General features: G+C 73.4%; 24 protein-coding genes. 4 read left to right on the top strand and 20 right to left on the bottom strand.

Going from position 1 to position 25,788, the window contains the following annotated elements:
* Positions 1-11 precede the first annotated feature (11 nt).
* Together Q0963_RS01715 and Q0963_RS01710 are read right to left on the bottom strand one after the other, a co-directional pair.
* The gene (locus tag Q0963_RS01715) at positions 12-782 is read right to left on the bottom strand and encodes a fumarylacetoacetate hydrolase family protein (RefSeq protein WP_299441556.1); all 771 of its coding nucleotides are present in this window, start codon (positions 780-782) and stop codon (positions 12-14) included.
* A gap of 58 nt (positions 783-840) precedes the next feature.
* Positions 841-1,758: a GDSL-type esterase/lipase family protein gene (locus tag Q0963_RS01710; RefSeq protein ID WP_299441553.1), complete on the bottom strand. Its 918-nt coding sequence runs from the start codon at positions 1,756-1,758 to the stop codon at positions 841-843.
* An 89-nt stretch (positions 1,759-1,847) separates the two neighbouring features.
* On the opposite strand from Q0963_RS01710, the gene Q0963_RS01705 reads away from it, so the two are divergent.
* Positions 1,848-2,765 carry a 3-methyladenine DNA glycosylase gene (locus tag Q0963_RS01705; RefSeq protein ID WP_299441550.1) on the top strand — a complete coding sequence of 306 codons (918 nt, stop codon included), beginning with the start codon at positions 1,848-1,850 and terminating at the stop codon, positions 2,763-2,765.
* Between the two features lie 9 nt (positions 2,766-2,774).
* Positions 2,775-3,284, top strand: a complete 510-nt coding sequence (locus Q0963_RS01700; RefSeq protein ID WP_299441547.1) for an HIT family protein — start codon at positions 2,775-2,777, stop codon at positions 3,282-3,284.
* A gap of 130 nt (positions 3,285-3,414) precedes the next feature.
* Here Q0963_RS01700 and cimA read toward each other — a convergent pair whose 3' ends face one another.
* Both cimA and Q0963_RS01690 read right to left on the bottom strand, forming a co-directional pair.
* Positions 3,415-5,007, bottom strand: a complete 1,593-nt coding sequence (gene cimA, locus Q0963_RS01695) for a citramalate synthase (protein ID WP_299441544.1) — start codon at positions 5,005-5,007, stop codon at positions 3,415-3,417.
* 338 nt (positions 5,008-5,345) lie between these two features.
* The gene (locus Q0963_RS01690) at positions 5,346-6,470 is read right to left on the bottom strand and encodes an MBL fold metallo-hydrolase (protein ID WP_299441541.1); all 1,125 of its coding nucleotides are present in this window, start codon (positions 6,468-6,470) and stop codon (positions 5,346-5,348) included.
* An 85-nt stretch (positions 6,471-6,555) separates the two neighbouring features.
* Between Q0963_RS01690 and Q0963_RS01685 the strand changes: the two genes are divergently transcribed.
* Complete coding sequence (locus Q0963_RS01685) at positions 6,556-7,431, top strand: hypothetical protein (protein ID WP_299441538.1); 876 nt, start codon at positions 6,556-6,558, stop codon at positions 7,429-7,431.
* Here Q0963_RS01685 and Q0963_RS01680 read toward each other — a convergent pair.
* The 5 genes from Q0963_RS01680 to Q0963_RS01660 are packed head-to-tail and all read right to left on the bottom strand — an operon-like array spanning position 7,382 to position 12,493.
* On the bottom strand, positions 7,382-8,137 hold the full coding sequence (locus tag Q0963_RS01680; RefSeq protein WP_299441536.1) for a gamma-glutamyl-gamma-aminobutyrate hydrolase family protein: 756 nt from the start codon (positions 8,135-8,137) through the stop codon (positions 7,382-7,384). The genes Q0963_RS01685 and Q0963_RS01680 overlap by 50 nt on opposite strands.
* 7 nt (positions 8,138-8,144) lie before the next feature.
* Positions 8,145-8,912, bottom strand: a complete 768-nt coding sequence (locus Q0963_RS01675) for a 3-oxoacyl-ACP reductase (RefSeq protein WP_299441533.1) — start codon at positions 8,910-8,912, stop codon at positions 8,145-8,147.
* 56 nt (positions 8,913-8,968) lie between these two features.
* Positions 8,969-10,354: an aldehyde dehydrogenase gene (locus Q0963_RS01670; protein WP_299441530.1), complete on the bottom strand. Its 1,386-nt coding sequence runs from the start codon at positions 10,352-10,354 to the stop codon at positions 8,969-8,971.
* Between the two features lie 10 nt (positions 10,355-10,364).
* Complete coding sequence (locus tag Q0963_RS01665) at positions 10,365-11,750, bottom strand: glutamine synthetase family protein (protein WP_299441528.1); 1,386 nt, start codon at positions 11,748-11,750, stop codon at positions 10,365-10,367.
* Between the two features lie 14 nt (positions 11,751-11,764).
* Positions 11,765-12,493, bottom strand: coding sequence for a FadR/GntR family transcriptional regulator (locus Q0963_RS01660; protein WP_299441525.1), 729 nt, complete (start codon positions 12,491-12,493; stop codon positions 11,765-11,767).
* A gap of 204 nt (positions 12,494-12,697) precedes the next feature.
* On the opposite strand from Q0963_RS01660, the gene Q0963_RS01655 reads away from it, so the two are divergent.
* A complete protein-coding gene (locus tag Q0963_RS01655) occupies positions 12,698-14,275 on the top strand; it encodes an amino acid permease (RefSeq protein ID WP_299441522.1) in 1,578 nt (525 codons plus the stop codon).
* A gap of 73 nt (positions 14,276-14,348) precedes the next feature.
* Here Q0963_RS01655 and Q0963_RS01650 read toward each other — a convergent pair whose 3' ends face one another.
* From Q0963_RS01650 to Q0963_RS01600, 11 genes are all read right to left on the bottom strand, one after another.
* Positions 14,349-14,777, bottom strand: a complete 429-nt coding sequence (locus Q0963_RS01650; RefSeq protein ID WP_299441519.1) for a hypothetical protein — start codon at positions 14,775-14,777, stop codon at positions 14,349-14,351.
* Between the two features lie 93 nt (positions 14,778-14,870).
* The gene (locus Q0963_RS01645; protein WP_299441516.1) at positions 14,871-15,965 is read right to left on the bottom strand and encodes a branched-chain amino acid aminotransferase; all 1,095 of its coding nucleotides are present in this window, start codon (positions 15,963-15,965) and stop codon (positions 14,871-14,873) included.
* 156 nt (positions 15,966-16,121) lie between these two features.
* Positions 16,122-17,204 (bottom strand): 3-isopropylmalate dehydrogenase, encoded by a 1,083-nt coding sequence (locus tag Q0963_RS01640; protein WP_299441513.1) that lies wholly within the window; start codon positions 17,202-17,204, stop codon positions 16,122-16,124.
* Between the two features lie 81 nt (positions 17,205-17,285).
* On the bottom strand, positions 17,286-17,381 hold the full coding sequence (locus Q0963_RS01635; protein ID WP_299441510.1) for a 3-isopropylmalate dehydrogenase: 96 nt from the start codon (positions 17,379-17,381) through the stop codon (positions 17,286-17,288).
* Positions 17,382-17,758: 377 nt separating this feature from the next.
* A complete protein-coding gene (gene serA, locus Q0963_RS01630; protein ID WP_299441507.1) occupies positions 17,759-19,345 on the bottom strand; it encodes a phosphoglycerate dehydrogenase in 1,587 nt (528 codons plus the stop codon).
* Positions 19,346-19,472: 127 nt separating this feature from the next.
* Positions 19,473-19,961 (bottom strand): DedA family protein, encoded by a 489-nt coding sequence (locus tag Q0963_RS01625; protein ID WP_299441504.1) that lies wholly within the window; start codon positions 19,959-19,961, stop codon positions 19,473-19,475.
* A gap of 121 nt (positions 19,962-20,082) precedes the next feature.
* On the bottom strand, positions 20,083-21,114 hold the full coding sequence (ilvC, locus tag Q0963_RS01620; protein ID WP_299441501.1) for a ketol-acid reductoisomerase: 1,032 nt from the start codon (positions 21,112-21,114) through the stop codon (positions 20,083-20,085).
* Between the two features lie 69 nt (positions 21,115-21,183).
* Positions 21,184-21,696 (bottom strand): acetolactate synthase small subunit, encoded by a 513-nt coding sequence (ilvN, locus tag Q0963_RS01615; RefSeq protein ID WP_299441498.1) that lies wholly within the window; start codon positions 21,694-21,696, stop codon positions 21,184-21,186.
* A 10-nt stretch (positions 21,697-21,706) separates the two neighbouring features.
* A complete protein-coding gene (locus Q0963_RS01610; RefSeq protein WP_299441495.1) occupies positions 21,707-23,593 on the bottom strand; it encodes an acetolactate synthase large subunit in 1,887 nt (628 codons plus the stop codon).
* Between the two features lie 245 nt (positions 23,594-23,838).
* Positions 23,839-24,981: a branched-chain amino acid aminotransferase gene (locus Q0963_RS01605; protein WP_299441492.1), complete on the bottom strand. Its 1,143-nt coding sequence runs from the start codon at positions 24,979-24,981 to the stop codon at positions 23,839-23,841.
* Positions 24,978-25,682, bottom strand: coding sequence for an RraA family protein (locus tag Q0963_RS01600; protein WP_299441489.1), 705 nt, complete (start codon positions 25,680-25,682; stop codon positions 24,978-24,980). The genes Q0963_RS01605 and Q0963_RS01600 overlap by 4 nt, the downstream gene beginning before the upstream one ends.
* Positions 25,683-25,788 lie beyond the last annotated feature (106 nt).

Genomic DNA, 25,788 nt, shown 5'->3' with positions numbered 1-25,788 from the left:
CCGGCGCGCGCTCAGTGACGGACGACGGGGTTCGAGAGCGTGCCGATGCCCTCGACCTCCACCTCGACGCGCTGGCCCGCGACCATCGCGCCGACGCCGGCGGGGGTCCCGGTGAGGATCACGTCGCCCGGCAGCAGGGTGAACGCCTTCGAGGCGTACGACACCAGGGCCGCGACCCCGTGCACCATGTCCGCGGTCGAGCCGTCCTGGACGACCTCGCCCTCGAGCCGGGTCACGAGCCCGAGCGCCGACGGGTCGAGGTCGGTCTCGACCCACGGCCCGAGCGGGCAGAACGTGTCGAAGCCCTTGGCCCGCCCCCACTGCCCGTCCGAGCGCTGGAGGTCACGGGCGGTCACGTCGTTGGCGCAGGTGTAGCCGAAGATGACGCCGAGCGCGTCGTCCGGCTCGACGTCCTTGCACAGCCGGCCGACGACGACGGCCAGCTCGCCCTCGTACGACACCTCCGAGGTCTGCGGGGGCAGCACCACCGGGTCGCCCGGCCCGACGACCGCGGTGTTCGGGATGAGGAACATCAGCGGCTCCTCGGCCGGCTCCCCGCCCATCTCGGCCGCGTGCTCGGCGTAGTTCCGGCCGAACCCGATGACCTTGCTCCGCGGGATGACCGGCGCGAGCAGCCGCACGTCCTCGACGAGGTGCGTGGCGCCCGTCAGCTCGATCCGCTGGTAGAGGGGGTCCCCGGTGACCTCGGCGATCTTCTCGCCCGCTCCGTCGACCAACCCGTAGACGGGGTCGTCCCCGATCGTGAACCTCGCGATACGCATGCGCCGAGCCTACGACCCGCCGCTCGTCCGCGGTCACGCCACCTGGGTGGCGGAGGGGTCAGGTCACGCCGGCCTTCGTGGCGGCCGCGGCGAGCACCCGGCCGACGACGGCGGCGCCCTCGTCGGTGAGGTGGATGTCGAACGCGGTGCAGATGTAGGTGAGCGTGCACACCTGGGCGACGTTGGTCGGGACCTCGCGCCCGCCGAAGGTCGTCGGCGTGGCGTCGTCGAGCTTGAACGCCGACGTCAGGGGTACCGGCGTCGCGCCGGCCTCCGTCGCGGCCTTCGTGATCGCCCGGTCGAGGGCGGTGTACGCGGACGTCGCGGCGTCGAGCTGGCCCTCGCCCTCACCGAGGTAGGAGGCGGCCAGCCACGGGTTGTAGTAGCCGAGGACGAGCACGGGGACGTCCTGGCCTGCGGCAGCGCGCAGCCGGTCGAGGATCTCGGGGAGGTTCTCGGCGACCCCGGCGAGCCCCTGCTTCGTGCACGCGGTGTCGACGGCCGTCTCGCGCACGCAGCGGAGCAGGTCGTTGCCGCCGAGGTCGATCGAGACCAGCGCGACGTCGCCCGCGCGTTCGGCGAGGACCGCCTCGGCCTGCGCCATCTGGCTGCCGGCGGCGTAGTCGCACTTGCCGCCGTCGAGGAAGGAGTCGGTGGTCTCACCCGAGCACGCGAGGTTCTCGAGGGTGAGCTCGGCCCCGGCCCGGTCGAGGCGCGACAGCGCCAGGGCGGGGTAGGCGCTGTCGCGCAGCTCGGTGCCGCCGGGCTGGTAGCCCGCGGCCAGGGAGTCGCCGAGGGCGAGGTACGTCCGCCCCAGCGGGTCCTCGGCAGGGTCGGAGGGCGCCTCCGTCGGGCTCGCCGAGGGCGCGGGGGCGGATGCGGCAGGGGCCGCCGGCGCCGCGGCCTCGTCCGCGCCACCGCAGCCGGCGAGGACGAGCGCCGCGGCGAGCACGGACAGCAGGAGCGGACGTCGCACCGAGAGCACCTCCGGGGTCAGGGACACCATCCTGCCCCGCCCAACGACCGAGGCCCGCACGGTGTCCCCGCGCGGGCTACCGTGGCGGCGTGCCCATCGTCCTGTCCCGCGCCGACTGGGCGGCCCGCGTCGACGCCCACGCGGCGCGCGTCGACGCCGCCACCGCCGGCCATCGGGAGCGCCGCACGGACGGGCGCGCCCACCCCGTCGAGGACTTCCTGTTCCGCTACTACAGCCACTCCCCCGCCAAGCTCCGACGGTGGCACCCCGGGGCGGGCGTCGTCCTCGAGGGAGCGGCCGACACCGAGCGGGCCGGCTGGCGGCACCACCTCGTGGTCGGCGACGACGTCGTGCTCGACGTCGGCTCCTTCCTGGACGCCCGCGGGTCCACCGTGGGGTTCGTCCGGGACCTGCTCGCCGCCACCCTCTCCCGCCCGGCGCACCTCGGCTGCTTCGGCCTCCACGAGTGGGCGATGGTGCACCGCCTCCCCGCCGACGACGTGCGGCACGCACGCTGGCCGCTGCGCCTGGGAGCGGCCGGCACCGACGAGGTGCTCGAGCGGCACACCGTGCGGTGCTCGCACTTCGACGCCTACCGGTTCTTCACCGACTCGGCGGCGCCCCGCAACCAGCTGCGCCCGACGCGTGCGGACCAGGTCGCCTACGAGCAGCCCGGCTGCCTCCACGCCGGGATGGACGTCTACAAGTGGGTGTACAAGCTCGCGCCCCTGGTCCCCAGCGCCCTCACCGCCGATGCGTTCGACCTCGCGCGCGAGATCCGCATCCTCGACATGCAGGCCTCCCCCTACGACCTGAGCGAGCTCGGGTACACCCCGGTCCCGATCGAGACGGCGGAGGGGAAGGCCGAGTACCTCGAGCGCCAGCGCGCGTTCACCGGCCGCTCCAACGCCCTGCGCCGGCGGCTGCTCGACGTCCTCGACGCGGTGTCACCACCGGCGGCCGGCCGGGCCGCGGCCCAGCGCGCGGGCACCCGAGCCGTCCCGTAGCCTCCCCCGGTGCCCGACTGCTTCGTCTGCTCCGAGAACGCCCGCACCGACCTGCCGCCCCGCGAGCGCGTCGCCGTCACCGACCACTGGCGGGTCGCCCACGCCTTCGACACGTCCCTGCCCGGGTGGCTCGTCCTCGACGCCAGGGCGCACGTGAGCGCGCTCGACGAGCTGCCCGCAGCGGCCCACGCCGAGCTCGGTGACCTGCTCGGGCGGCTCACCGCGGCCCTGCGCTCGGAGCTCGGGTGCGCGAAGACCTACGTCATGCAGTTCTCCGAGGCGCAGGGCTTCGGGCACCTGCACGTCCACCTCGTCCCCCGCATGCCGGACCAGCCGGAGGAGTCACGGGGCCCGGCGATCTTCCGCCACCTCGGCCCGGGAGCCGTCGGGACCCTCGTGACCGAGGACGAGCGGGACCGCATCGCCCTGCGCCTCGCGGCCGCGCTGCGCCCCGGCATCGCCGGCTCCCAGCCCCCCAGCCGCCCAGCCCACGCTTTCCAGCCCCCGTACCCCGCCTGACCTGACTTCGACCAATAGGTCACGTCAGGTACGCCCCGACCCGTACCCCGCGTGACCTATCGGTCGATGCGCGGACAGACCGACCCGTACCCCGGGTGACCTATTGGTCGATGTGTGTACGGCGGGCAGCTCAGCGGGGGGCGACGCCGGCCCGGACGAGGCCGTAGGTGACCGACTCGACGAGGGCGTCCCAGCTGGCCTCGAGGATGTTCGCCGCGACCCCGATCGTCGTCCAGGACGTCGTGCCGTCGGAGGTCTCGATGAGCACCCGGGTCACGGCGTCGGTGCCGTGCGCCGCGTCGAGGATGCGGACCCGGTAGTCGATGAGCTCGAGGTGCCCGATCTCGGGGTAGGTCGCGGCCAGCGCCATCCGCAGCGCGTGGTCGAGCGCGTTGACCGGGCCGTTGCCCTCGCCGGTCTCGACGTGCCGCTCCCCCGCGGCCCGGACCTTGACGGTCGCCTCCGAGAGCGCGTCGTCCTCGCCGCGGGCGTCGGTGATGACCCGCCACGACTCGACCTCGAAGAACCCCGGCAGCGCCCCGTCGACCTCGCGACGCAGCAGCAGCTCGAAGCTGGCGTCGGCCGCGTCGAAGGTGTAGCCGCGCAGCTCCTTCTGCTTGACCGTCGCCAGGACCCGGCGCAGCGTGGCGGCGTCGGCCTCGTCGGTGGCGTCGAGGTGGAAGCCCAGCTCGCGGGACTTCAGCTCGATCGAGGCCCGCCCGGCCATGTCGGACACGAGCATCCGCATGTCGTTGCCCACGTGCTTGGGGTCGAGGTGCTGGTACAGGTCCGGGTCGACCTTGATGGCGCTGGCGTGCAGGCCGGCCTTGTGCGCGAACGCGCTGGACCCGACGTACGGCTGACGCGAGTACGGCGGGACGTTCGTCACCTCGGCGATGGCGTGCGCGATGCGGGTCGCGTCCTGGAGCCGGTGCGGGTCGAGAAGCTCCCGGCCCTGCTTGAGCTGGAGGTTGGCGACGACCGTCAGCAGGTCGGCGTTGCCGGTGCGCTCGCCGTACCCGTTGATCGTCCCCTGGACGTGGGTGGCCCCCGCCTCGACCGCCGCCATCGAGTTGGCGACCGCGCAGCCGGTGTCGTTGTGGCAGTGGATGCCGACCCGGGCCTCGGTCGTGCGGACGACGTCGTCGACGATCTCGGCGACGTCGCCGGGCAGGAGCCCGCCGTTGGTGTCGCAGAGGGCGACGACCTCGGCCCCGGCCTCGACCGCCGCCCGGACCGCCTCGAGGGCGTAGGCGCGGTCGGTGCGGTAGCCGTCGAAGAAGTGCTCGGCGTCGAGGAACACCCGCCGGCCCTCGCCGCGCAGGAACGAGACGGTGTCGCGGATCATCGCGAGGTTCTCGGCGAGCGTGGTCCGCAGGGCGCGCTCGACGTGGCCGGTGTGCGACTTCGCGACGAGGGTGACGACCTCGGCCTGGCTGTCGAGCAGCGCCCGCACGAGCGGGTCGGTGTCGGCCCGGCCGCCGGCGCGCCGGGTGGCCCCGAACGCCGCCAGGGTGGCGTTGCGCAGGGTGAGGTCGCGGGCGGCGCGCGCGAAGAACTCGGTGTCCTTGGGGTTGGCGCCCGGCCAGCCGCCCTCGATGTAGCCGACCCCCAGCTCGTCGAGGTGCGTGGCGATGGCCAGCTTGTCGGCAACGGAGAGGTTGAGCCCCTCCTGCTGGGCGCCGTCGCGCAGCGTCGTGTCGTACACGTGCAGGTCGGTCATGTCACTCACCGTGCTCGGGCCGGTCTCCCGGCGTCCGGGCCCCGGCCCGTGCGGGCCGGGGCGTCGACGCGTGCCGTCTCGTGTCCATTCTCGGCCGGCGCCGCCCGGGCCGCCCACGGGGTGGGTGGGTGGCCCGGTCTGCCGGACGGGCCTCCACCGGGGGGTGTGACGCCCGTACCAACAAAAAGACCCCCCGGGTGTGGGAGGTCTGCGCGACGAGGAGGTCTCGTCGCGCTAGCCGATAATGATCGCGGTGGTGGCCGCGTCACGGAACGTCACCCGCCCAGGGTCGCACGCGCCGGGGTGTGCGAGCACGACGTGTCCACATCGTGGCCGGGTCAGCGCACCGGCACCGGCGCCGCGACGGCCTCCCACCACGGCTCGAGCGGCGGCGGTGCGGCCACGTCGAGCCGGTCGCCGACCCGGGGCACGACGACCGGGACCCCGGCCGCGGTCGCCGCCGTGAGCAGACGCTGGACCGGCTCCGCCCACGGGTGCGGGGCGAGGACGAAGGTGCACCAGTGGATCGGGACGAGCAGCCCGCCGTCGAGCTCGGCCGTGGCCCGGACGGCCTCCTCCGGGTCGAGGTGGATGTCGCGCCAGGCCTGGTCGTACGCGCCGACCGCCATGAGCGAGACGTCGAACGGCCCGTGGTCGGCCGCGATCTGCGCGTACCCGTCGAAGTAGCCGGTGTCGCCGCTGAAGAAGACCGTGCCGCCCGGCGACGCGAGGACCCAGGACGCCCACAGCGTGCCGTCGCGGCGCAGGCCCCGGCCCGAGAAGTGCTGGGCCTCGACCGCCGTGACCCGGACCGGGCCGACGTCGTGGGACTCCCCCCAGTCGCGCTCGACCACCCGGCGGCTCGGCACGCCCCACACGTCGAGGTGGGCGCCGACGCCGAGCGGCACGACGAAGACCGCGTCCGTGGTGTCGGCGAGGGTCTGGATGGTCGCCATGTCGAGGTGGTCGTAGTGGTCGTGCGAGATGACGACCGCATCGACGCGGCCGAGCCGCTCGAGGGACACCGGCGTCGCGTGGAGGCGGCGCGGGCCGACGTGCTGGCTCGGGGAGCACCGCTCGCTCCACACCGGGTCCAGCAGCAGCCGGACCCCGTCGATCTCGACGAGGCAGCTCGCGTGGCCGAACCAGGTGACGTGCAGGCCGCTGGCGGCCGGCTCGCGGTGCGCGCTGACGACGGGGATGGGCCCGGGTGGGCGGCGCGTCTCGGTGTTGGCCCGGTACCGCTCCAGGATCTCGCGCTGGGTCGCGGGAAGCGTGGCGACGCCGCGGCGCCTGTTGTGGAAGGCCCCCGCGCGGTACTGCGGCGACCTGCGCATCCGCTCGAGGCGGGCCCCGTCCGGCCGGGCCCCCATCGCGGCGCCGATCCCGCGCCCGGCCGCGGCGAGCGCGCCGAGGGCGCTCGCGGCCCCGGCGGCCACGGCCAGCCTGTTGATCCTGCTCATGCACGCATTCTCCCCCAGGGCGATCGAGCGCCAGCGCGTATCCTGATGAGTGGGACGACACCCCCCCCAACGCATGGAGCGGTCGATGAGCGACCACGGCGGCGACCTGACCCGCACCCCCCTCGCCTACCCCGGCGTGCCCGTTCCCGGGCCACGCCTGGTCGTCGGGGACTGCGCGCACACCGTCCGCCCGCGGCCGTCCCGTTCCCTCGGCTCCGCCCGCTCCGACGGCTGCGCCCGGTGCGACCTGCCGCCCGGCGCCGGGCCCGACTCCCTGGACCGGCTCCTGGGCCGGCTGGGCGCCACCCCGCTCGCGGAGCGGACGCCGGTCCTCGCCGTGGGGTCCAACGCCGTCGCATCGGTCGTCCGCCACAAGCTGACCCGCCGCGGCATCGGCGTTGTCGTGCCGCTCCTGACCGGGGTGGTGCGCCACCTGGCGGTCGGGCACACCGCCTACGTCTCCCGCGGCGGCTACGTGCCGGCCGCGCCCGTGCACCGGTCCCGCGCCCGCACTCCGGTCGTCCTCCAGCTGCTCGACGACCACCAGCTCGCCGCCATCGACGCCACCGAGCCCCACTACGACCGGGTCGAGCTCACCGGGACGCGCTACCCGCTCGTGCTGGCCGGGGGGCTGCGTCCCGCGCGGTACCACGTGTACGAGGCGAGCGGCGGGGTCCTGAGCCTGCCCGTCCACGGCCGCCGGCTCCTCCCCCAGCCCGAGGTCCTCGGGGCGCTCCGTGACGAGGGCCTCCCGCACACCGACCACGAGGACCCGTCGGCTATCGCCGAGCGCCTCGCCGGCTCGGCCGCCCACCGGGACGACGTGCGCGAGGGGCTGGCCGCGCGCGGCCTGACCCGGGGGTCCGGGCTCACCTCGACGCCCGCCGGCCGGCTCCGCTGGCCCGAGACCGTCAGGGCCGTCCGCGCGCCCCGTCGGCAGCAGCGTCGGCAGCGGCGCTGACGAGAGCCGCGAAGAGCTCCGCGCCCTCGGCCTCCTCGGCATGCCACTGGACGGCGAGCCGGAAGCGCGCCGCGGGCCACTCCATCGCCTCGAGCGTGCCGTCCTCGTGCCACGCCGCGGGCACCCAGCCACTGCCGGCGATGCTCTCGGGCACGACCGCCTGGTGGTGGTACGTCGGGACGTCGAGCGGCCCGTCGCCGACGATCCGCGCGAGGCTCGTCCCGGCCACCGGGGTCACGTGGTGTGAGGTGTAGACCCCGAGGCGTGGGCTGTGCGCGTCGTGCCCGACCTCGTCGGGCAGGTGCTGCACGAGACGCCCGCCGGTCGCGACGGCCATCACCTGCATCCCACGACAGATGCCGAGCGCCGGCACGTCCTGGGCCTCGGCCGCCCGGACGAGGGCGGTCTCCCACGCGTCCCGGTCCGGACGGGGCGCCTGCGAGGACGGGTGGGCCGGCTCGCCGTACAGGCCCGCCTGCAGGTCCGCACCGCCGGCGATGACGAGGGCGTCGACCCGGGCGAGCACCGCTCGGGCCAGGTCGTCGTCGACGTCCGGCCGCGGCGGCAGCACCACCGCGATGCCGCCGGCGGCCTCGACCTGCGCGACGTACCGGTGCGGCAGCACGGCGCTGCGCTGGCCGACCCACGGCGCGCGGTCGATGTCCTCGACGTAGGACGTGATGCCGACGACGGGCCGGGCGCTCATCGACGCCTCACAGGGGCGTGACGTAGGCGCCCGAGATGCCGCCGTCGACGAGGAACGTCGACGCCGTCATGAAGCTCGACTCGTCGGAGGCGAGGAACAGCACGGCGTTGGCCATCTCCTCCGGCTCGCCGAAGCGCCCCATCGGGACGTGGACGAGCCGCCGGTCCGCCCGCTCCGGGTCGGAGGCGAAGAGCTCCTGGAGCAGCGGGGTGTTGACCGGCCCCGGGCACAGGGCGTTGACGCGCACCCCCTGCCGGGCGAACTGCACCCCGAGCTCGCGGGTCATCGACAGCACGCCGCCCTTGGACGCCGAGTAGCTGATCTGGGAGGTGGCGGCCCCCATGACCGCGACGAAGCTGGCGGTGTTGATGATCGAGCCGGAGCCCTGCTCGATCATGATCGGCAGCACGGCCTTGCAGCAGAGGTAGACCGAGGTGAGGTTGATCTCCTGCACCCGGCGCCAGGCCTCGAGGTCGGTGTCGAGGATCGAGTCGTCCTCGGGCGGGCTGATCCCCGCGTTGTTGAAGGCGATGTCGACCCGGCCGTACCGCTCGAGCGCCGTCGCGAAGAGCCGGTCGACGTCCGCCTTGTCGGCGACGTCGCAGTGGACGTAGGTGCCGCCGATCTCGGCCGCGAGCGCCTCGCCGGTGTCGTCGGCGAGGTCGGCGACGACGACGCTCGCCCCCTCCTGCGCGAACCGGCGGACGGTCGCCAGCCCGATGCCCGAGCATCCGCCGGTGACGACGGCGACCTTGCCCGCGATCCTGCCTGCCACGGTGACTCCTTGGTTGGTGGGTTGGTGGGGTGGGTGGGGTGAGTGGTCCGCGACGGTCAGTCGTCGGTGGAGATGAAGACGTTCTTCACCTCGGTGAACGCGTCCAGGGCGTCCGGCCCGAGCTCGCGGCCGAGCCCGCTCGCCTTGAACCCGCCGAACGGGGTGGCGTAGCGCACCGCGCTGTTGCTGTTGACCGAGAGGTTGCCGGCCTCGACGCCGCGCGCGACGCGCAGCGCCCGCCCGACGTCCCGGGTCCAGATGGAGCCGGCGAGGCCGTACGCCGTGTCGTTCGCCTTGGCGACGGCGTCCGCCTCGTCCTCGAACGGCAGCACCGCCACGACCGGCCCGAACACCTCTTCGTGCCAGATCCGGTCCTGGGTGCCGCCCGGGAGGACGACGGTCGGCGGGTACCACCAGCCGGCCCCTTCGGGGGCCGTGCCGCGGAAGGCGACGTCGACGGCGTCGTGCCCGCCGGTGCCGTCGACGTAGCCGCGCACCGTCTCGCGCTGGCGGGCGCTGACGAGCGGGCCCATCTGGGTGGCCTCGTCGCCGGGGTCGCCGACCACGACGTCCTGGAGCGCGGTCTCGAACCGCTCCATGAACGCGTCGTACACCGAGCGCTGGACGAGGATCCGGGTCCGGGCGCAGCAGTCCTGGCCGGCGTTGTCGAGGAAGCCCATCGGGGCGGCGGCGGCGGCCTTGTCGAGGTCGGCGTCGGCGAAGACGATGTTGGCCGACTTCCCGCCGAGCTCGAGCGTCACCCGCTTGAGGTGCTCGGCGGCCCCGCGCATGATCCCCTGGCCCACGGCGGTCGAGCCGGTGAAGCAGACCTTGCGGACGTCGGGGTGGGTGACGAAGCGCCCGCCCACGACCCGGCCCGCGCCGGGCAGCACGGTGAGGACGCCCTCGGGGATCCCGGCCTCGAGGGCCAGCTCGCCGATCCGCATGGCGGTGAGGGGGGTGAGCTCGGCCGGCTTGAGGACGACGGTGTTGCCGGCGGCCAGCGCGGGGGCCATCCCCCAGCCCATGATCGGCATCGGGAAGTTCCACGGCACGATGATCCCGACGACGCCGAGCGGCTCCTTGAACGTCACGTCGAGCCCGCCGGCCACGGGGATCTGCCGCCCGAACAGACGTTCCGGGGCGGCCGCGTAGTAGCGCAGGACATCGACGACGTTGCCCGCCTCCCAGCGGGCGTTGCCGATGGTGTGCCCGGCGTTGCGGACCTCGAGCCGCGCCAGCTCCTCGCGGTGCTCCTCGACGGCGTCGGCGAACCGGCGCAGGAGCATGCCGCGGTCCGCCGGGCTCACGGCGCGCCAGGCGGGACCGACCTCGACGGCGCGGGCGACGGCGGCGTCGGTCTGCTCGACCCCCGCGAGGTCGATCGTCGTGACGACCTCCTCGGTGGCGGGGTCGATGACGTCGTGCGTGGTGGTGCTCATCGTGGGGTGCTCACAACCTCTCGAATCCTCGGACCCGCTCCCAGTCGGTGACCGCGGCGTCGAACGCGGCGATCTCGACGTCGGCGGCGTTGACGTAGTGGTCGACGACCTCGTCGCCGAACGCGGCCCGCGCGACCTCGCTCGTGGCGAGCAGGTCGCGGGCCTGCGCGAGCGTCGTCGGGACGTGGTCGTAGTCACCGACGTAGGCGTTGCCGTCGCATCTCGGCGGCAGGGCCAGCTGCTCCCGGATGCCGTGGAGCCCGCCGGCCATCATGGCCGCCACCGCGAGGTAGGGGTTGACGTCGCCGCCGGGGACCCGGTTCTCGACCCGCAGCCCCGCGCCGTGCCCGACGACGCGCAGCGCGCAGGTCCGGTTGTCGGTGCCCCAGGCCACCGCGGTGGGCGCGAAGGACCCGGCGGCGAACCGCTTGTAGGAGTTGATGTTCGGCGCGTAGAAGTACGTGAGCTCGCGCATCGTGGCGAGGATCCCGGCCATGAAGTGGTCGAACAGCGCGGACCGGCCCCCCTCGCGCTCGTCGTCGGCGAAGACCACGGCGCCGTCGGTGCCCCGCAGCGACAGGTGGATGTGGCACGAGTTGCCCTCGCGCTCGTCGAACTTCGCCATGAACGTCAGGGACTGGCCGTGCCGGGCCGCGATCTCCTTGGCCCCCGTCTTGTAGACGGTGTGGTTGTCGCAGGTGCGGAGCACGTCGTCGAAGAGGAACCCGATCTCGTGCTGCCCGAAGTTGCACTCGCCCTTGGCCGACTCGACGGTCATCCCCGCGCGGTACATCTCGTTGCGCACCTCGCGCAGCACGGGCTCGACCTTGCTGCCGCCGAGGATGGAGTAGTCGACGTTGTAGCGGTTGGCGCCGGTGAGCCCCTGGTAGCGGCGGTCCCAGGCCTGCTCGTAGGAGTCCTCGAAGAGGATGAACTCGAGCTCGGTGCCGGCGTAGGCGGCCCAGCCCCCGTCGGCGGCGGCGGCGACCTGCCGCTTGAGGATGCTGCGGGGTGACTGGAGCACCTCGCCGGTGCCGTCGAGCCACGAGAGATCGCTCTGGATCGTCACCGAGGCCGGGTGCCCCGGGGTGCGGCGCAGGGTGTCGAGGTCGATGTCGAAGAACATGTCGCCGTAGCCGCGTTCCCAGGACGAGATCGCGTACCCGCCGACGGTGTTCATGTCGACGTCGACGGCGAGCAGGTAGTTGCACCCCTCGGTGCCCGCCTCGAGGACGTGGTCGAGGAAGTACGCGCCGTGGAGCCGCTTGCCCTGGAGCCGGCCCTGCATGTCGGTGAACGCGACGATGACGGTGTCGACCGTGCCGTCGGCGATGTCGGCGCGCAGCTGCTCGAGGGTCAGCTGTGGCGGTCCGCCGCGGTGGATGGAGCTCGGCATGGTCGTCCTCCCGGTCATCCGATGAAGCCACGCAGCAGCGCCGACGTCGCGTCGCAGTGCTCCTCCATGGCCGAGCGGGCCGCGTCGGCCGCCCCGCACAGGATGGCATCGACGATGGCGTCGTGCTGGTCGTGGGAGTGCTGGATGTTCGTGCGCAGGACGGGGATCGCCGCGAGCAGCTCGCCGAGCGCGGACTGGGCCCGGGTCACCGCCTCGACGAGCATCGGCGACCCCGAGGCGGTCGCGATCGCCAGGTGCAGCCGGCTGTCGGCCAGCCGATGGGCGCTGTCGCCGTCCGCGGCGCGGACGTCCTGGACGGCCGCCACGAGCCCGGCCCGCTGCTCCCCGCTGATCGGCTGGAGCGCGGCGAGGCGGGCGGCCCCCGGCTCGACGACCCGTCGGAAGTCGAGGGCGTCGGCGAGGGCGATCCCCACCCGGGGGCGCGGCCCCTCGGCCGGGGCGACCGACGGCCCGGCGTAGGTGACGACGGTGCCCCCGCCGCGGCCGCGGCGGGTCTGGACCAACCCCGCGTCACGGAGCGCGGCGATGGCGTCGCGCAGGGTGTTGCGGGCGACCCCGAGCCGGTCCGCGAGCTCGCGCTCGGGCGGCAGGTGGTCGCCGTCGACGAGCACCCCGAGCCGGATCGCCGTCGCGAGCTGCTCCACCGTGGACTCGAAGACGTTGGTCCCGCGCGCCGGACGCAGCACCGTCTCGACGAGCTGCAGGTGCGGCTGCGCGGTCATGGGCGTGAGTCTCCGGCGCGGCCGGTACCGCTGTCAAATGGTGCGAGTCCACACCTTTGTCGCGCTCAACCTATGGACGAGAGCCGCCTGGCGGGTCTAACCTCCGAAAAGTTCGGCCCAGTCGTGCACCGTCCGACGGTGATCGGCGCCCCACGGCCGCACCCCGGCCCGGCGGGCCGTGGCCCTGACGAGAGGACGGTCAGCGTGTCGCAGAACCCCTCGGGCGGTCGGCCCGCCCGCACCACCTCGGGCGTCACCTACGCCCACGCCGACGCGAGCTACTTCGAGCAGCGTGGGCTCACCCGCCATGCGGGCGCGTGGTCGCTCTGGGCGCTCGGGGTGGCCGCGGTCATCTCCGGCGACTTCTCCGGCTGGAACCTCGGCATCGGCGAGGCCGGGTGGGGCGGCATGCTCATCGCCACGGTCGTCATCGGCCTCATGTACCTGCTCATGGTCTACTCCATCGCCGAGATGTCGGCGGCCATGCCGCACACCGGGGGCGCCTACTCCTTCGCCCGGTCGGCGATGGGCCCGTGGGGCGGCTTCGTCACGGGGCTGGCCGAGTCCATCGAGTACGTCATCACGACGGCGGTGGTGGGCGTGTTCGCCGGCACCTACGCCGATGCCATCACCCAGGACCTCATCGGCTTCTCGATGCCGTTGTGGCTGTGGGTCATCGTCTTCTACGTCATCTTCGTCGGCCTGAACTCCGCCGGCGCCGCGGCGTCGTTCAAGTTCGCGGTCGTCATCGCGGTCATCTCCCTGGCGGTCCTGGCGCTCTTCTCCGTGCTGGCGGTGACCTCGGGGAAGTTCTCGTTCGACAACCTCTTCGACGTCGGCGACGGCAGCTTCCTGCCGTTCGGCACCGGCGGCGTGCTCGCCGCCCTGCCCTTCGCCATCTGGTTCTTCCTCGGCATCGAGGAGCTCCCCCTGGCGGCCGAGGAGACGCACACGCCGCAGAAGGACATCCCGCGCGGCTCGCTCATGGGCATGTTCACCCTGCTCACGACGGCCTTCCTCGTCCTCGTCCTCAACCCCGGCGTCGTCGGCGCCGAGAAGATCTCGGGCAGCGGCGAGCCGATCCTGGACGGCTTCCGGGCCATCTTCCCCAACAGCAGCATCGCCTCGCTGCTCGCCCTGTTCGCGCTCGCCGGTCTCGTCGCGTCCTTCCAGGGGATCATGTTCGCGGCCGGGCGCAACCTGTACTCGCTGTCGCGGGCCGGCTACTACCCCAAGGCCCTGTCCCTCACCGGCAGCCGCAAGGTCCCCTACGTGGCGCTGCTCGCCGGGGCCACCATCGGCGTCTTCCTCGTCGTGCTCCTGACGCTGCTGCGCAACGAGCCGGGCGAGAGCGCCTACGACGCGACGGTCGTGGTGGCCGGGCAGCTGCTCAACATCGCGGTCTTCGGCGCGGTCATCTCCTACGTGCTGCAGATGGTCGCCTTCGTGCTGCTGCGCCGGAACTTCCCGACCGCCGAGCGGCCGTACCGCAGCCCGGTCGGGGTCGGCGGGGCCGTCGCCGCGGGGGTCATCTCGTTCGGGACGCTCATCATCCTGCCGTTCAACCCGGACTATCGCTCGGTCATCGTCGGCGTCGCGGTCTTCTTCGCGATCGGCCTCGCCTACTTCGCGATCCGCGGCCGGCACCACCTCGTGTTCTCCCCCGAGGAGGAGTACGCGCTGTCCCGCGGCATGCACGGCGCGCACCCCGAGACCGAGGGCTACGACGTCACCGACCGGGAGGCCGACGCCCGTCGCGAGGACGAGGTCGGCCGCCCGTAGGGGCGGCCCCGGGCACGGGCGCCCCGACCTGCCGGGACGGCGGTCGGGGCGCCCGTCTGTGTGCCGGCGCGGGTCAGGCCGTGGGGTCGCGGCGTGCGGCCGGGTCGGCCGCGTCGTGGTGTCCGTCGCGACGGTGGCCCTCGTCGTCGGTCGGGACGTCCGGGTCGTGCCGGTCGGCGAGCCGCAGCTGCTCCTCGCGCTCGTCGCGCACCTCACCGGCCGCCGCGGATCGGTCAGCCGCCTCACGCGCGAGCCGCTCGGCCTCGAGCTGCTGCTTCTCGGCCTCGGCGCGGGCGAGGTCCGACTTCGCCTGGGCCTCGGCCGCGGCTGCCTCCCGCTCGCGCAGCTCGCGGTCGTGCTCGGCGGCCTGCTCGCGCAGCTCCTCGGCCTTGGCGCGCTCGGCAGCCTCGTGGCGGGACCCACGGTTCATCGAGAAGTAGGCGAGGGCGCCGCCGAGAACGACGACCACGAGGACGACGAGGATGACTTGCGCGGTGGACATGGGTGCTCCTGACGGACGGGGACAGGTCTGTCCGCCGAAACTAGCGCGGCAAGGACCCGCGCGGAGCCGTGGTGACCTGCGAGAACGTCGCTGTCAGGCGAGCCGGGTGAGCCAGCCGCGGGTGTCCTCGGCGCGGCCGTACTGGATGTCGAGCAGCGCCCGGCGGATCGACCGGGTCACCTCGCCGCCCTCCTCACCGGCGGTCGACGGAGCGGCGCCGCCGTCCCAGCGCAGCTCGCCCACCGGGGTGACGACCGCGGCCGTGCCACAGGCGAAGATCTCGCGGATCGTGCCGTCGGCGACCCCCTGCTTCCACTCCTCGATCCGGATGCGACGCTCCTCGGGCTCCAGGCCGAGGTCCTTGGCGAGCTCGAGGATGGAGCTGCGGGTGACCCCCTCGAGGATGGTCCCGGTCAGCTCGGGGGTGACGAGCCGCCCGTCGTCGGTGACGAAGAACAGGTTCATCCCGCCGAGCTCCTCGATGGTGGTCTGCGTCGCCGAGTCGAGGAACACCGCCTGGTCGCAGCCGTGCTCGGTCCCCTCGAGCTGCCCGGCCAGCGACGAGGCGTAGTTGCCGCCGGTCTTGGCCGCGCCGGTGCCGCCGGCGCCGGCGCGGGCGTAGTGCTCGGAGATCCACAGCGTCACCGGCTTCAGCCCCCGCGGGAAGTACGCACCCGCCGGGGACGCGATGACCGAGTAGGTCACCTCGTTCGCCGGCCGGACCCCGAGGAAGGCCTCGGAGGCGTACATGAACGGCCGCAGGTACAGGCTCGTCTCGCCGGTGCCGGCTGCCGGGACCCACGCCCGGTCTGCGTCCACGAGCGCCCGGAGCGAGGCGAGGAAGTCCTCTGTCGGCAGCTCGGGCAGGGCGAGGCGCCGGGCGCTGCGCTGCATCCGCTCGGCGTTCGCCTCGGGGCGGAAGGACCAGATCGAGCCGTCCTCGTGGCGGTAGGCCTTCAGCCCCTCGAAGACCTCCTGCGCGTAGTGCAGGACGGCCGCGCTCGGCATGAGGGTGATCGGCCCGTACGGGTGCACGCGCGCGCTGTGCCAGTCACCGTCCTTGCTCCAGGTCGCCGACGCCATGTGGTCGGTGAAGTGGACCCCGAAGCCGGGGTTGGCGAGGATCTCGGCTCGTCGCTCGTCGCTCGCGGGGTCGGAGCGGCGGTGGAGGTCGAAGGTCAGGCTCATGGGGACGGGTCAGTCCTTTCCTCGGGGAGCGACGGTGCTTCTGCCGCAGAGGCTACCCGGCAGCTTTCCCGGGTGACCCGAGACATCGTCACCTCACCCGGGAACGCTTCCTGGGTGAGGTGCGGGTTTCTCGGGTGACCCGATACGTCCCCGGGGTCAGAGGCGGGCGGCGATGGCGTCGCCGACGGCGCTCGTGGGCCGCGGGGCGGTCCCGCGCTCGGCGAGGTCGGCCGCGACCGCCTGCTCCACGCGGCCGGCGGCGTCGCCGAGCCCGACGTGGGCGAGCAGCATCGCCACCGAGAGCACGGTGGCTGTCGGGTCGGCCACCCCCTGCCCGGCGATGTCGGGGGCGGACCCGTGGACCGGCTCGAACATGCTCGGGTAGCGGCGCTCGGGGTTGATGTTGCCGCTCGCAGCGAGCCCGATGCCACCGGCGATGGCGGCCGCGATGTCGGTGATGATGTCGCCGAACAGGTTGTCGGTGACGATGACGTCGAAGCGCCCCGGGTCGGTGGCGAGGAAGATCGTCGCCGCGTCCACGTGCTGGTAGGCGGTCTCGACGTCGGGGAACTCGGCCCCGACCTCCTCGACCGTGCGCCGCCACAGGTGGCCCGCGTGGGTGAGCACGTTGTGCTTGTGGACGAGGGTGAGGTGCCGGCGGGGGCGGGCTTGGGCCCGGGCGAACGCGTCGCGCACGACCCGTTCGACCCCGAAGCGCGTGTTGACGCTGACCTCCGTCGCGATCTCGTGCGGGGTCCCGGTGCGCAGCGCGCCGCCGTTGCCGACGTACGGGCCCTCGGTGCCCTCGCGGACGACGACGAAGTCGATGCCGTCGGGCGCGACGCGCTCCACCGCGAGGGGGCTCTGCACCCCCGGGTACAGCTTGGCCGGGCGGAGGTTGACGTAGTGCTCGAGCGCGAACCGCAGCGGCAGCAGCACGCCCCGTTCCAGCACGCCGCTGGGGACCGCCGGGTCGCCGATCGCCCCGAGGAGGATCGCGTCGTGCTCGGCGACCTCGGCGAGCACGGAGGCCGGCAGGGTCTCCCCCGTCGCGTGCCAGCGCCGGGCACCGAGGTCGTACTCCGTCGTCGTGACCTTGGGGCCCGCGGACCCGACGGCCGCCTCGAGCACCTTGAGGCCCTCGGCGACGACCTCGGGGCCGATCCCGTCCCCTGCGATGACCGCGAGGTCGAGGGTGGTCGGGGTGGGGGCGTCGGCGGTCTGCGCGGCGTCGGTCATGGTGTCACCGTAGGGGTTTCGTCCGGGATGCGGACGGCCGTCCCAACGCGTGGAAGCGTCGGGACGGCCGGCCGTGCGGGCTCAGTCGTCGGTGTGGCCCTGGTCGCGCAGGTCCATCGACTCCTGCAGCGCCTGGCGCGCCATCGTCGCCGCGTCCATGGTGGTGGTCTCGTTCATCGTGCTTCTCGCAATCCGCGGCCTGGCCGCACGTCATGGGGGTGGATCGGTGCTCGAACCGGTGGTGCGCCGGCGAGCGGTCAGCGGGCGTCGCGGGGTCTCCGCGGCGAGGGTGCTGACTACCGAGCCTCGCCGCGGCCGGGAATGAGGAGTACCACGAGCCGCGTCATGCCCTCGACGATAGAAGGACGTCCAACCATCCGGCACCCCACTTCCACGATGTGGACCCGCCGACGAGGCGATCCGAGTCACATCACCGGTCGAGCCACTGGATCCGCAGCGTGCAGGCGGGCTGTGAGCGCGGTTCCGTGGCGCGGACACGGCAGCGGCGGGCCACCCCGAGGGAGCGGCCCGCCGCGGCGCGAAACCAGGGTCGCTCAGCCGAGGTCGACGACCCGCACGCTGTCGGAGCCGATCTCGGAGCCGATCGCGGCGACGATGTCGTCGGGGATCGCGCTGTCGACGGTAAGGGCGACGAGCGCGGTCCCGGAGGCCTCGTCGGGCGAGACCTGCATGGCGGCGATGTTGATGTCGCCGTCGCCGAGCAGGCGGCCGATCGCGCCGATGACGCCGGGGCGGTCGACGTAGGAGAAGAACGCCATGTGCCGGCTGAACGGGACCTCGAGGTCGTAGCCGTTGACGCCGATGATCTTCTGGACGAGCTTCGGCCCGGTCAGCGTGCCCGCGACCGAGACGACGGTGCCGTCGGCCAGGGTGCCGTGCAGCGTCGTGACGTTGCGGTACTCCTCGCTGTTCGCGTCGGTGACGAGCCGCGACGCGCAGCCCCGCTCCTTGGCGATCAGCGGCGCGTTGACGTAGGTGACCGGGTCCTCGGTGACCCCGGTGAACACGCCCTTGAGGGCCGAGAGCTCCCAGATCGAGACGTCGTGCGCGGTGATCTCGCCGCACACCTCGACGTCGAGCTGGACGGGCACCGCGCCGGCGAGGGCGGTGAAGACCCGGCCGAGCCTCTCGACGAGGTCGATGCCGGGGCGCACCTCCTCGGCGACGGTGCCACCGGAGACGTTGACCGCGTCCGGGACGAGGTCGCCCCCGAGCGCCAGGCGCACCGACCTCGCGACGGCGACGCCGGCCTTCTCCTGCGCCTCGTCGGTGGAGGCACCGAGGTGCGGGGTGACGACGACGGACTCGAACGCGAACAGCGGGCTGTCGGTGCAGGGCTCCTTCGCGTACACGTCGAGCCCGGCGCCGGCCACACGGCCGTCGGCGATGGCCTCGGCGAGCGCCTCCTCGTCGAGGACCCCGCCGCGCGCGGCGTTGACGATCCGCACGGTGGGCTTGACCTTGGCGAGCGCCTCCTTGCCGATGAGGCCCAGCGTCTCGTGCGTCTTCGGCAGGTGGATCGTGATGAAGTCGGACTCGGCGAGGAGCTCGTCGAGGGTGACGAGGCGGGCCCCGAGCTGGCCGGCGCGCTGGACCGAGACGTACGGGTCGTACGCGAGGATCTCGACGCCGAAGCCCTTGAGCCGCTCGGCGACGAGCTGGCCGATGCGACCGAAGCCGACGATGCCGACCTTCTTCTCGAGCAGCTCGGCGCCGCCGTACCGGCTGCGGGCCCAGGTGCCGCCCTTGAGGGCCTCGTTGGCCGGGGCGATGTTGCGGGCGCACGCGAGCAGCAGGCCGATGGCCAGCTCGGCGGCGGAGGTGATGTTCGAGGTGGGCGCGTTGACGACCATGACGCCGGCCTTCGTGGCGGCGTCGACGTCGACGTTGTCGAGCCCGACCCCGGCGCGGGCGATGACCTTGAGGCTCTTCGCGGCCGCGATCGCCTCGGCGTCCATCTTCGTCGCCGAGCGGATGAGGACGGCGTCGACGCCTGCGAGTGCCGGGAGCAGCTGGGAGCGGTCGGCGCCATCGGTGGTGCGGACCTCGAAGTCGGGTCCGAGGGCGTCGATGGTCGCGGGCGAGAGCTCCTCGGCGATGAGCACGACGGGCTTGGTCACGAAAGGTCCTCTTTCGATGCGGGGCTGGGGGCCCACCGGGACGGTGGGTTCCGCCCGGCACGCCGCTGTGCCGGGGTTCCCATCGTAGATCCCGGTCACCATGTGGACGCCGATGCCCACGATGCGGTCAAGCGCGGGGCCCCGACGGCGGGGGCGGGCGGCTCTCGGACCGGGCGAGCGTCCTCGCCCCCGCCACGACCGCCACCAGGCCGACGAGCCCCACGACGACCCACCACCACGAGAGCCCGCCGAGCCAGGCGTCGACGACGGCGAGCCCCACCGTCGTGTAGAGCACCGCCCACGCCAGGGCGCCGAGGGTCACGGCGGGCAGGAAGAGGCGCAGCGGCATCCGGAGCATCCCGGAGGAGATGTTGATCGCGCTCTGCAGGCCGACGGTCAGGAAGCCGAGCGTGACGGCGGGCGGGCCGACCCGCCGCACCAGCCGCTCGGCCATGGCGACGGACGGGCGGTCGAGATGGTGCGCCCACCGGGACCGCGCTCCCCCGGCCCGCACCCCGCGGCCGACCCAGTAGGTGGCGGTCCCGCGGACGAACGCCCCCACCCAGAACGCGACGAGGACGACCCAGAACGGCCAGCCGGCGACGAGCTCCTGCACCCCGCCAGCCTAGAGCGGCGGAGCTCCCCCACCCCGGCCTCCCCACTCTTCATGCTGACGGCCGCGCGCCACGCCGTCTGGACGGCGTGGCGCGCGGACCGCAGCATGAGAAGTCGGGAAGTCAGCGGGCGGCGGAGCCCTCGACGTAGTCGGCGTCCCGGTCGGTGTCGACCCAGGCCATGAGCCCGCGCAGCTCGCGGCCGGTGGCCTCGATCGGGTGGGCCGCGCCCTTGGCGCGCAGCTCGGTGAACTCCGGCGCCCCGGCGTCCTGGTCGTCGATGAAGCGCTGCGCGAAGGCACCGCTCTTGATGTCCTCGAGGACGGCCTTCATGTTGTCCTTGACGTGCGGGTCGATGACCCGCGGCCCCGAGACGTAGTCGCCGTACTCGGCGGTGTCGGACACCGACCAGCGCTGCTTGGCGATCCCGCCCTCGATCATGAGGTCGACGATGAGCTTGAGCTCGTGGAGGCACTCGAAGTAGGCGACCTCGGGCTGGTAGCCGGCCTCGACGAGGGTCTCGAACCCGTACATGACGAGCTGCGAGGCGCCACCACACAGGACGGCCTGCTCGCCGAACAGGTCGGTCTCGGTCTCCTCGGTGAACGTCGTCCTGATGCCGCCGGCGCGCAGGCCGCCGATGGCCTTGCCGTAGGACTTCGCGAGGTCCCAGGCCGAGCCGGACGCGTCCTGCTCGACCGCGAGGAGCACCGGCACGCCCCGGCCGTCGACGAACTCGCGGCGCACGATGTGGCCGGGGCCCTTCGGGGCGACCATGAGCACGTCGGAGCCGGCCGGCGGCTTGATGTATCCGAAGCGGATGTTGAAGCCGTGCCCGAAGAGGAGCGCGGCGCCCTCGCGCAGGTTGGGCTCGATCTCGGCGGCGTAGAGGCCGCGCTGCACCTGATCGGGGGTGAGGATGACGACGAGGTCGGCCTCCCCCACGGCGTCCGCCACGGAGGTGACGGTGAGCCCCTCGGCCTCGGCCTTGGCCCGGCTCTTGCTGCCCTCGGCGAGGCCGACGCGCACGTCGACGCCGGAGTCGCGCAGGTTGAGGGCGTGGGCGTGGCCCTGGCTGCCGTAGCCGATGACCGCGACCTTGCGGCCCTGGATCACCGCCAGGTCGGCGTCGTCGTCGTAGAACATCTCGGCCATCGGAGCGGCCTCTCCTTCGATCTCGGGGGTGCTGCTGGGGTCTGGTTCAGGACTCTAGGCGCTGACGCCTCAGGCGCTGCGGAGTGCCCGGTCCGTGATCGAGCGCGGCCCGCGGCCGATGGCGACCATCCCGGACTGGACGAGCTCGCGGACGCCGAACGGCTCGAGCACCTCGAGCAGTGCGGCCAGCTTGTCGGTGGTCCCGGTGGCCTCGATGGTCAGGGAGTCCGTGGCGACGTCGACGATCTTGGCGCGGAACATCTGGACGAACTCGAGCACCTGGCTGCGGGTGGCGGCGTCGGCCCGCACCTTGATGAGCATCACCTGGCGCTGGACGGCCGAGGAGGCCTCGAGCTCGACGACCTTGAGCACCTCGACGAGCTTGTTGAGCTGCTTGGTGACCTGCTCGAGCGGCAGGTCCTCGACGTCGACGACGACGGTCATCCGGGACACCTCGGGGTGCTCGGTCTCACCGACGGCGAGGCTGTCGATGTTGAAGCCGCGCCGCGAGAACAGCGCCGCGATCCGGGCCAGGACGCCGGGCTTGTTCTCGACGAGGACGGACAGGGTGTGCTTCGACATGGCGGTCTCCTCAGCGTCCGTCGTGGTCGGCGTCGGTGGACTGTTCGATGGCCTCGGACTCTTCGCGGTCCCACTGGGGCGCGGTGTCCCGGGCCACCTGGATGGCGTCGTTACTGACCCCGGCGGGGACCATCGGCCACACCATGGCGTCGCGGTGCACGACGAAGTCGACGACGACCGGGCGGTCGGTGACGGCCATCGCCGCGCGGATCGTGTCGTCGAGGTCCTCGGGCCGCTCGCAGCGGAACCCGGCGCAGCCGTAGGCGTCGGCGAGCTTGACGAAGTCCGGCACCCGCGAGCCGACCGAGGTGTGCAGGTCGGTGTTGGAGTACCGCTCGTTGTAGAAGAGGGTCTGCCACTGGCGGACCATCCCGAGGCTGCTGTTGTTGATGATCGCGACCTTGATCGGGATGTTGTTGATGACGCAGGTCGCGAGCTCCTGGTTGGTCATCTGGAAGCAGCCGTCGCCGTCGATCGCCCACACCGTGCGGTCCGGCTCACCCACCTGCGCGCCCATCGCCGCGGGCACCGAGTACCCCATCGTGCCGAGGCCGCCGGAGTTGAGCCAGGAGTTGGGCCGCTCGTACTGGACGAACTGGGCCGCCCACATCTGGTGCTGGCCGACCCCTGCGGCGTACACGGCCTCGGGGCCGGCGATCGCGCCGAGCCGCTCGATGACGAGCTGGGGCGAGAGGGTGCCGTCCTCGGGTGCGGTGTACCCGAGCGGGAAGGTCCGCTTCCACCCCGCGGTCCGCTCGCGCCAGGCCGCGTAGTCACCGCCGGTGCCCGCCTCGAGGTCGGCGTCGACGGCCTCGGCGAGGTCGACGAGCACGGCCTTGCAGTCGCCGACGATCGGCACGTCGGCCTTGCGGTTCTTGCTGATCTCGGCCGGGTCGATGTCGGCGTGGATGATCCTGGCGTCCGGCGCGAACGTCGAGAGCTGGCCGGTGACCCGGTCGTCGAAGCGCGCCCCGAGGGCGATGATGAGGTCGGACTTCTGCAGGCCGGTCACAGCGGCCACCGACCCGTGCATGCCGGGCATCCCGAGGTGCAGCGGGTGGCTGTCGGGCAGGGCGCCGCGGGCCATCAGGGTCGTCACCACCGGGATCTGGGTCAGCTCGACGAAGCGGCGGAGCTCGGCGCTCGCGCGGGCCCGGATGACGCCTCCGCCGACGTAGAGGATCGGGCGCTCGGCCTCGGCGATGAGCCGGGAGGCCTCCCGGATCTGCTTGCCGTGCGGGCGGGTCACGGGGTGGTACCCGGGCAGGGCGATCTTCGGCGGCCACGAGAAGGTGGTGCGGGCCTGGAGGGCGTCCTTGGCGATGTCGACGAGCACGGGCCCCGGCCGTCCGGTGGCCGCGATGTGGAAGGCCTCGGCGATGACCCGCGGGATCTCGGCGGGGTCGGTGACGAGGTAGTTGTGCTTGGTCACGGGCATCGTGATGCCCCGGATGTCGGCCTCCTGGAAGGCGTCGGTGCCGATGGCGGCCGAGCTGACCTGCCCGGTGATCGCGACGATCGGGACCGAGTCCATGTAGGCGTCCGCGAGCGGGGTGACGAGGTTCGTGGCACCGGGGCCGGAGGTGGCCATGCACACCCCGACCCGGCCGGTGGCGGCCGCGTAGCCCTCGGCGGCGTGGCCGGCACCCTGCTCGTGCCGCACGAGGATGTGCCGCACCTTGACCGAGTCGAGCAGCGGGTCGTACGCCGGCAGGATCGCGCCGCCCGGGATGCCGAAGACGGTGTCGACCTCCATCGCCTCGAGCGAGAGGACGAGGCTCTGCGCCCCGGTCACCTCGACGGGGGTCTTGGCCCGTGCCTGCTGGGCCACCTGGGCCGGCGAGGGGGCCGGGGCCGGGTGGAGGGGTGCCGGGGTCGCCGGTCGGGTGTCGCTCACGAGGGGGTCACCGCTCTCTGGTCGCCGTGGGGGCTGGTCCGTGGTCCACGCACAAAAAAACCCTCCAGTCCCGGAGTGGGACGACGGAGGGAGCGCGCCTGGTGGTGCAGGTCAGGCGCGCCGGCGAAGTACGAGGACTCGGGCCATGCGCTCACTGTCCACCGCCGCCCGCGGCCGTGTCAACCGGCGAGACAGCCGGTCCCAGTATCCGGGACGGTGACGTCGGACACGTCCGCCGGCGCGGGTCAGCCGGTCGCGATGGGGGCGATCTCGCGTCGCCAGCCGTGCGGGTCCGGCGCGGACCCGGTCTGCACCGCGATGAGCCGCTCGCGCAGCGCCGTTGTGACCGGCCCGGTGCCGCCGTCGCCGATCGTCCACTCGGCGCCTCCGCGACGCACCCGCCCCACGGGGGTCAGCACCGCCGCCGTCCCGCAGGCGAAGACCTCGGTGATGGCCCCGGAGCGCGCGTCGGCCTCCCACTCCTCCATCGAGATCCGACGCTCCTCGACCTCCAGGCCCAGGTCGCGCGCGAGGGTGATGAGGGAGTCTCGGGTGATGCCGGGCAGCAGGGTGCCCGTGAGCTCGGGCGTGACGAGGGTGGGGTGCTCACCCCCGCGGACGAACACGAGGTTCATGCCGCCGAGCTCCTCGACCCACCGGCGTTCCACGGCGTCGAGGAAGACGACCTGGTCGCAGCCCTGCTCGGCTGCCGCAGCCTGGGCGGCGAGGCCGGCGGCGTAGTTGGCGGCGCACTTGGCCGCGCCGGTGCCGCCGGGAGCCGCCCGCACGAACTCGTCGGCCACCCAGACCGACACGGGGGTGAGCCCGCGGGGGAAGTAGTCGGCCGCCACGAAGGCGGTGAGCACGAACAGGCACTCCTCCGACGGCCGCACGACGAGCTCGGGCTCGCTGGCGAAGAGCAGCGGACGGATGTAGAGGGTGTGGCCCGGCGTCGTGGGGACCCACGCGTGGTCGTGCGCGACGAGCAGGTCGACCGCCTCCACGAACACCGCGACCGGCAGCTCCGGTAGGCACAGCCGTCGCGCGGACGCCCGGAAGCGCTCGGCGTTGGCTTCCGGACGGAACGCCGCGACCGAGCCGTCGGCGCCCCGGTAGACCTTGAACCCCTCGAAGACGGACTGCCCGTAGTGCAGGGCCACCGTCGCCGGGTCCAGGACGAGCGGGCCGTACGGGCCCAGCCGGGCGTCCTGCCACCCGTCGGCCCGGGTCCACCGGATGGTCACCATGTGCTCGGAGAACACCCGGCCGAACCCGGGCTCCCGCATCCGCCGGGCCCGCTCGGCATCGGCCAGTGGCGCCGTGGTGGGGACGACCTCGATGGGCAGGTCCCCGACCCGGGAACGGGCGTCCGCGGCCGGGACGGTCATGGCGCTTCCACCGGAAGGGCACCGGACTGCCGTGCGATGAGGGCGTCGACGCCCAGCACCTCGTCGACGCCCGCGCCGGTCCAGAAGCCGGCCCGCCACTCCTCCTCGCGGCGCGCGACCGCGCTGGTGCGCTCGAGCACCTCCTCCAGGGCACCCACCGGCACGACGACGACGCCGCTGCGGTCCGCGCGGACCACGTCGCCGGGGTGCACGACGACCCCGCCGCACTGGAGTCCGACGTTGAGCGCCCCGGGCCCCACGACCGATCCGGTGGCGGGATGGGCGCCCCGGGCGTGCACGGGCAGGCCGAGCGCCTCGATCCCGTCGACGTCGCGCACGGCCGCGTCGAGGACGACCCCAGCGCAGCCGCCGCGGTGGAGCAGCCCGCCGATGATGTCCCCGAAGATCGCGGCGTCGAGCCGGCCTCCGCCGTCGACCACGAGGACGTCCCCGGGCCGGACGAGGTCCGGCGACTTCAGGATGTAGAGGATGTCCCCGGGCGAGGTCCACAGGGTGACCGCGGGGCCGCACATCTCGGTCGCCGAGACCATCGGCACGATCCCCGGGCCGACCACCCCGATGGGCCCACCACCGTCGGCGATCTGGGTCGTCGGGAACCGGGCCAGCTCGGCCACGAGGGCCGGGTCGGGGCGCGGGACCTCCGTGACGATGCTCCAGGCCTGCGGGTGCCAGCGGCTCACGGGGTGCTCCTCGGGTGACGGTCGGGTCCGCCGCGTCGGCGTCGCGGGGCGACCTCCGACGAGGCACAGGTCGCCATCATCGGGGGCGGCCGCGCTCCGGGCAAGC

This window comes from uncultured Phycicoccus sp. (genome assembly GCF_947495705.1).
Taxonomy (GTDB): Bacteria; Actinomycetota; Actinomycetes; order Actinomycetales; family Dermatophilaceae; genus Phycicoccus.
This window is presented reverse-complemented; position numbering and strand designations above follow the sequence as displayed.

Coding starts and splice junctions, on each gene's coding strand:
- Q0963_RS01605 (WP_299441492.1), bottom strand. CDS start 24,981: ATGACCGTCCCGGCCGCGGACGCCCGTTCCCGGGTCGGGGACCTGCCC.
- Q0963_RS01715 (WP_299441556.1), bottom strand. CDS start 782: ATGCGTATCGCGAGGTTCACGATCGGGGACGACCCCGTCTACGGGTTG.
- Q0963_RS01665 (WP_299441528.1), bottom strand. CDS start 11,750: ATGCCGAGCTCCATCCACCGCGGCGGACCGCCACAGCTGACCCTCGAG.
- Q0963_RS01690 (WP_299441541.1), bottom strand. CDS start 6,470: ATGAGCAGGATCAACAGGCTGGCCGTGGCCGCCGGGGCCGCGAGCGCC.
- Q0963_RS01645 (WP_299441516.1), bottom strand. CDS start 15,965: ATGAGCCTGACCTTCGACCTCCACCGCCGCTCCGACCCCGCGAGCGAC.
- Q0963_RS01650 (WP_299441519.1), bottom strand. CDS start 14,777: ATGTCCACCGCGCAAGTCATCCTCGTCGTCCTCGTGGTCGTCGTTCTC.
- ilvC (WP_299441501.1), bottom strand. CDS start 21,114: ATGGCCGAGATGTTCTACGACGACGACGCCGACCTGGCGGTGATCCAG.
- Q0963_RS01660 (WP_299441525.1), bottom strand. CDS start 12,493: ATGACCGCGCAGCCGCACCTGCAGCTCGTCGAGACGGTGCTGCGTCCG.
- Q0963_RS01680 (WP_299441536.1), bottom strand. CDS start 8,137: ATGAGCGCCCGGCCCGTCGTCGGCATCACGTCCTACGTCGAGGACATC.
- Q0963_RS01670 (WP_299441530.1), bottom strand. CDS start 10,354: ATGAGCACCACCACGCACGACGTCATCGACCCCGCCACCGAGGAGGTC.
- cimA (WP_299441544.1), bottom strand. CDS start 5,007: ATGACCGACCTGCACGTGTACGACACGACGCTGCGCGACGGCGCCCAG.
- Q0963_RS01685 (WP_299441538.1), top strand. CDS start 6,556: ATGAGCGACCACGGCGGCGACCTGACCCGCACCCCCCTCGCCTACCCC.
- ilvN (WP_299441498.1), bottom strand. CDS start 21,696: ATGTCGAAGCACACCCTGTCCGTCCTCGTCGAGAACAAGCCCGGCGTC.
- Q0963_RS01635 (WP_299441510.1), bottom strand. CDS start 17,381: ATGAACGAGACCACCACCATGGACGCGGCGACGATGGCGCGCCAGGCG.
- Q0963_RS01640 (WP_299441513.1), bottom strand. CDS start 17,204: ATGACCGACGCCGCGCAGACCGCCGACGCCCCCACCCCGACCACCCTC.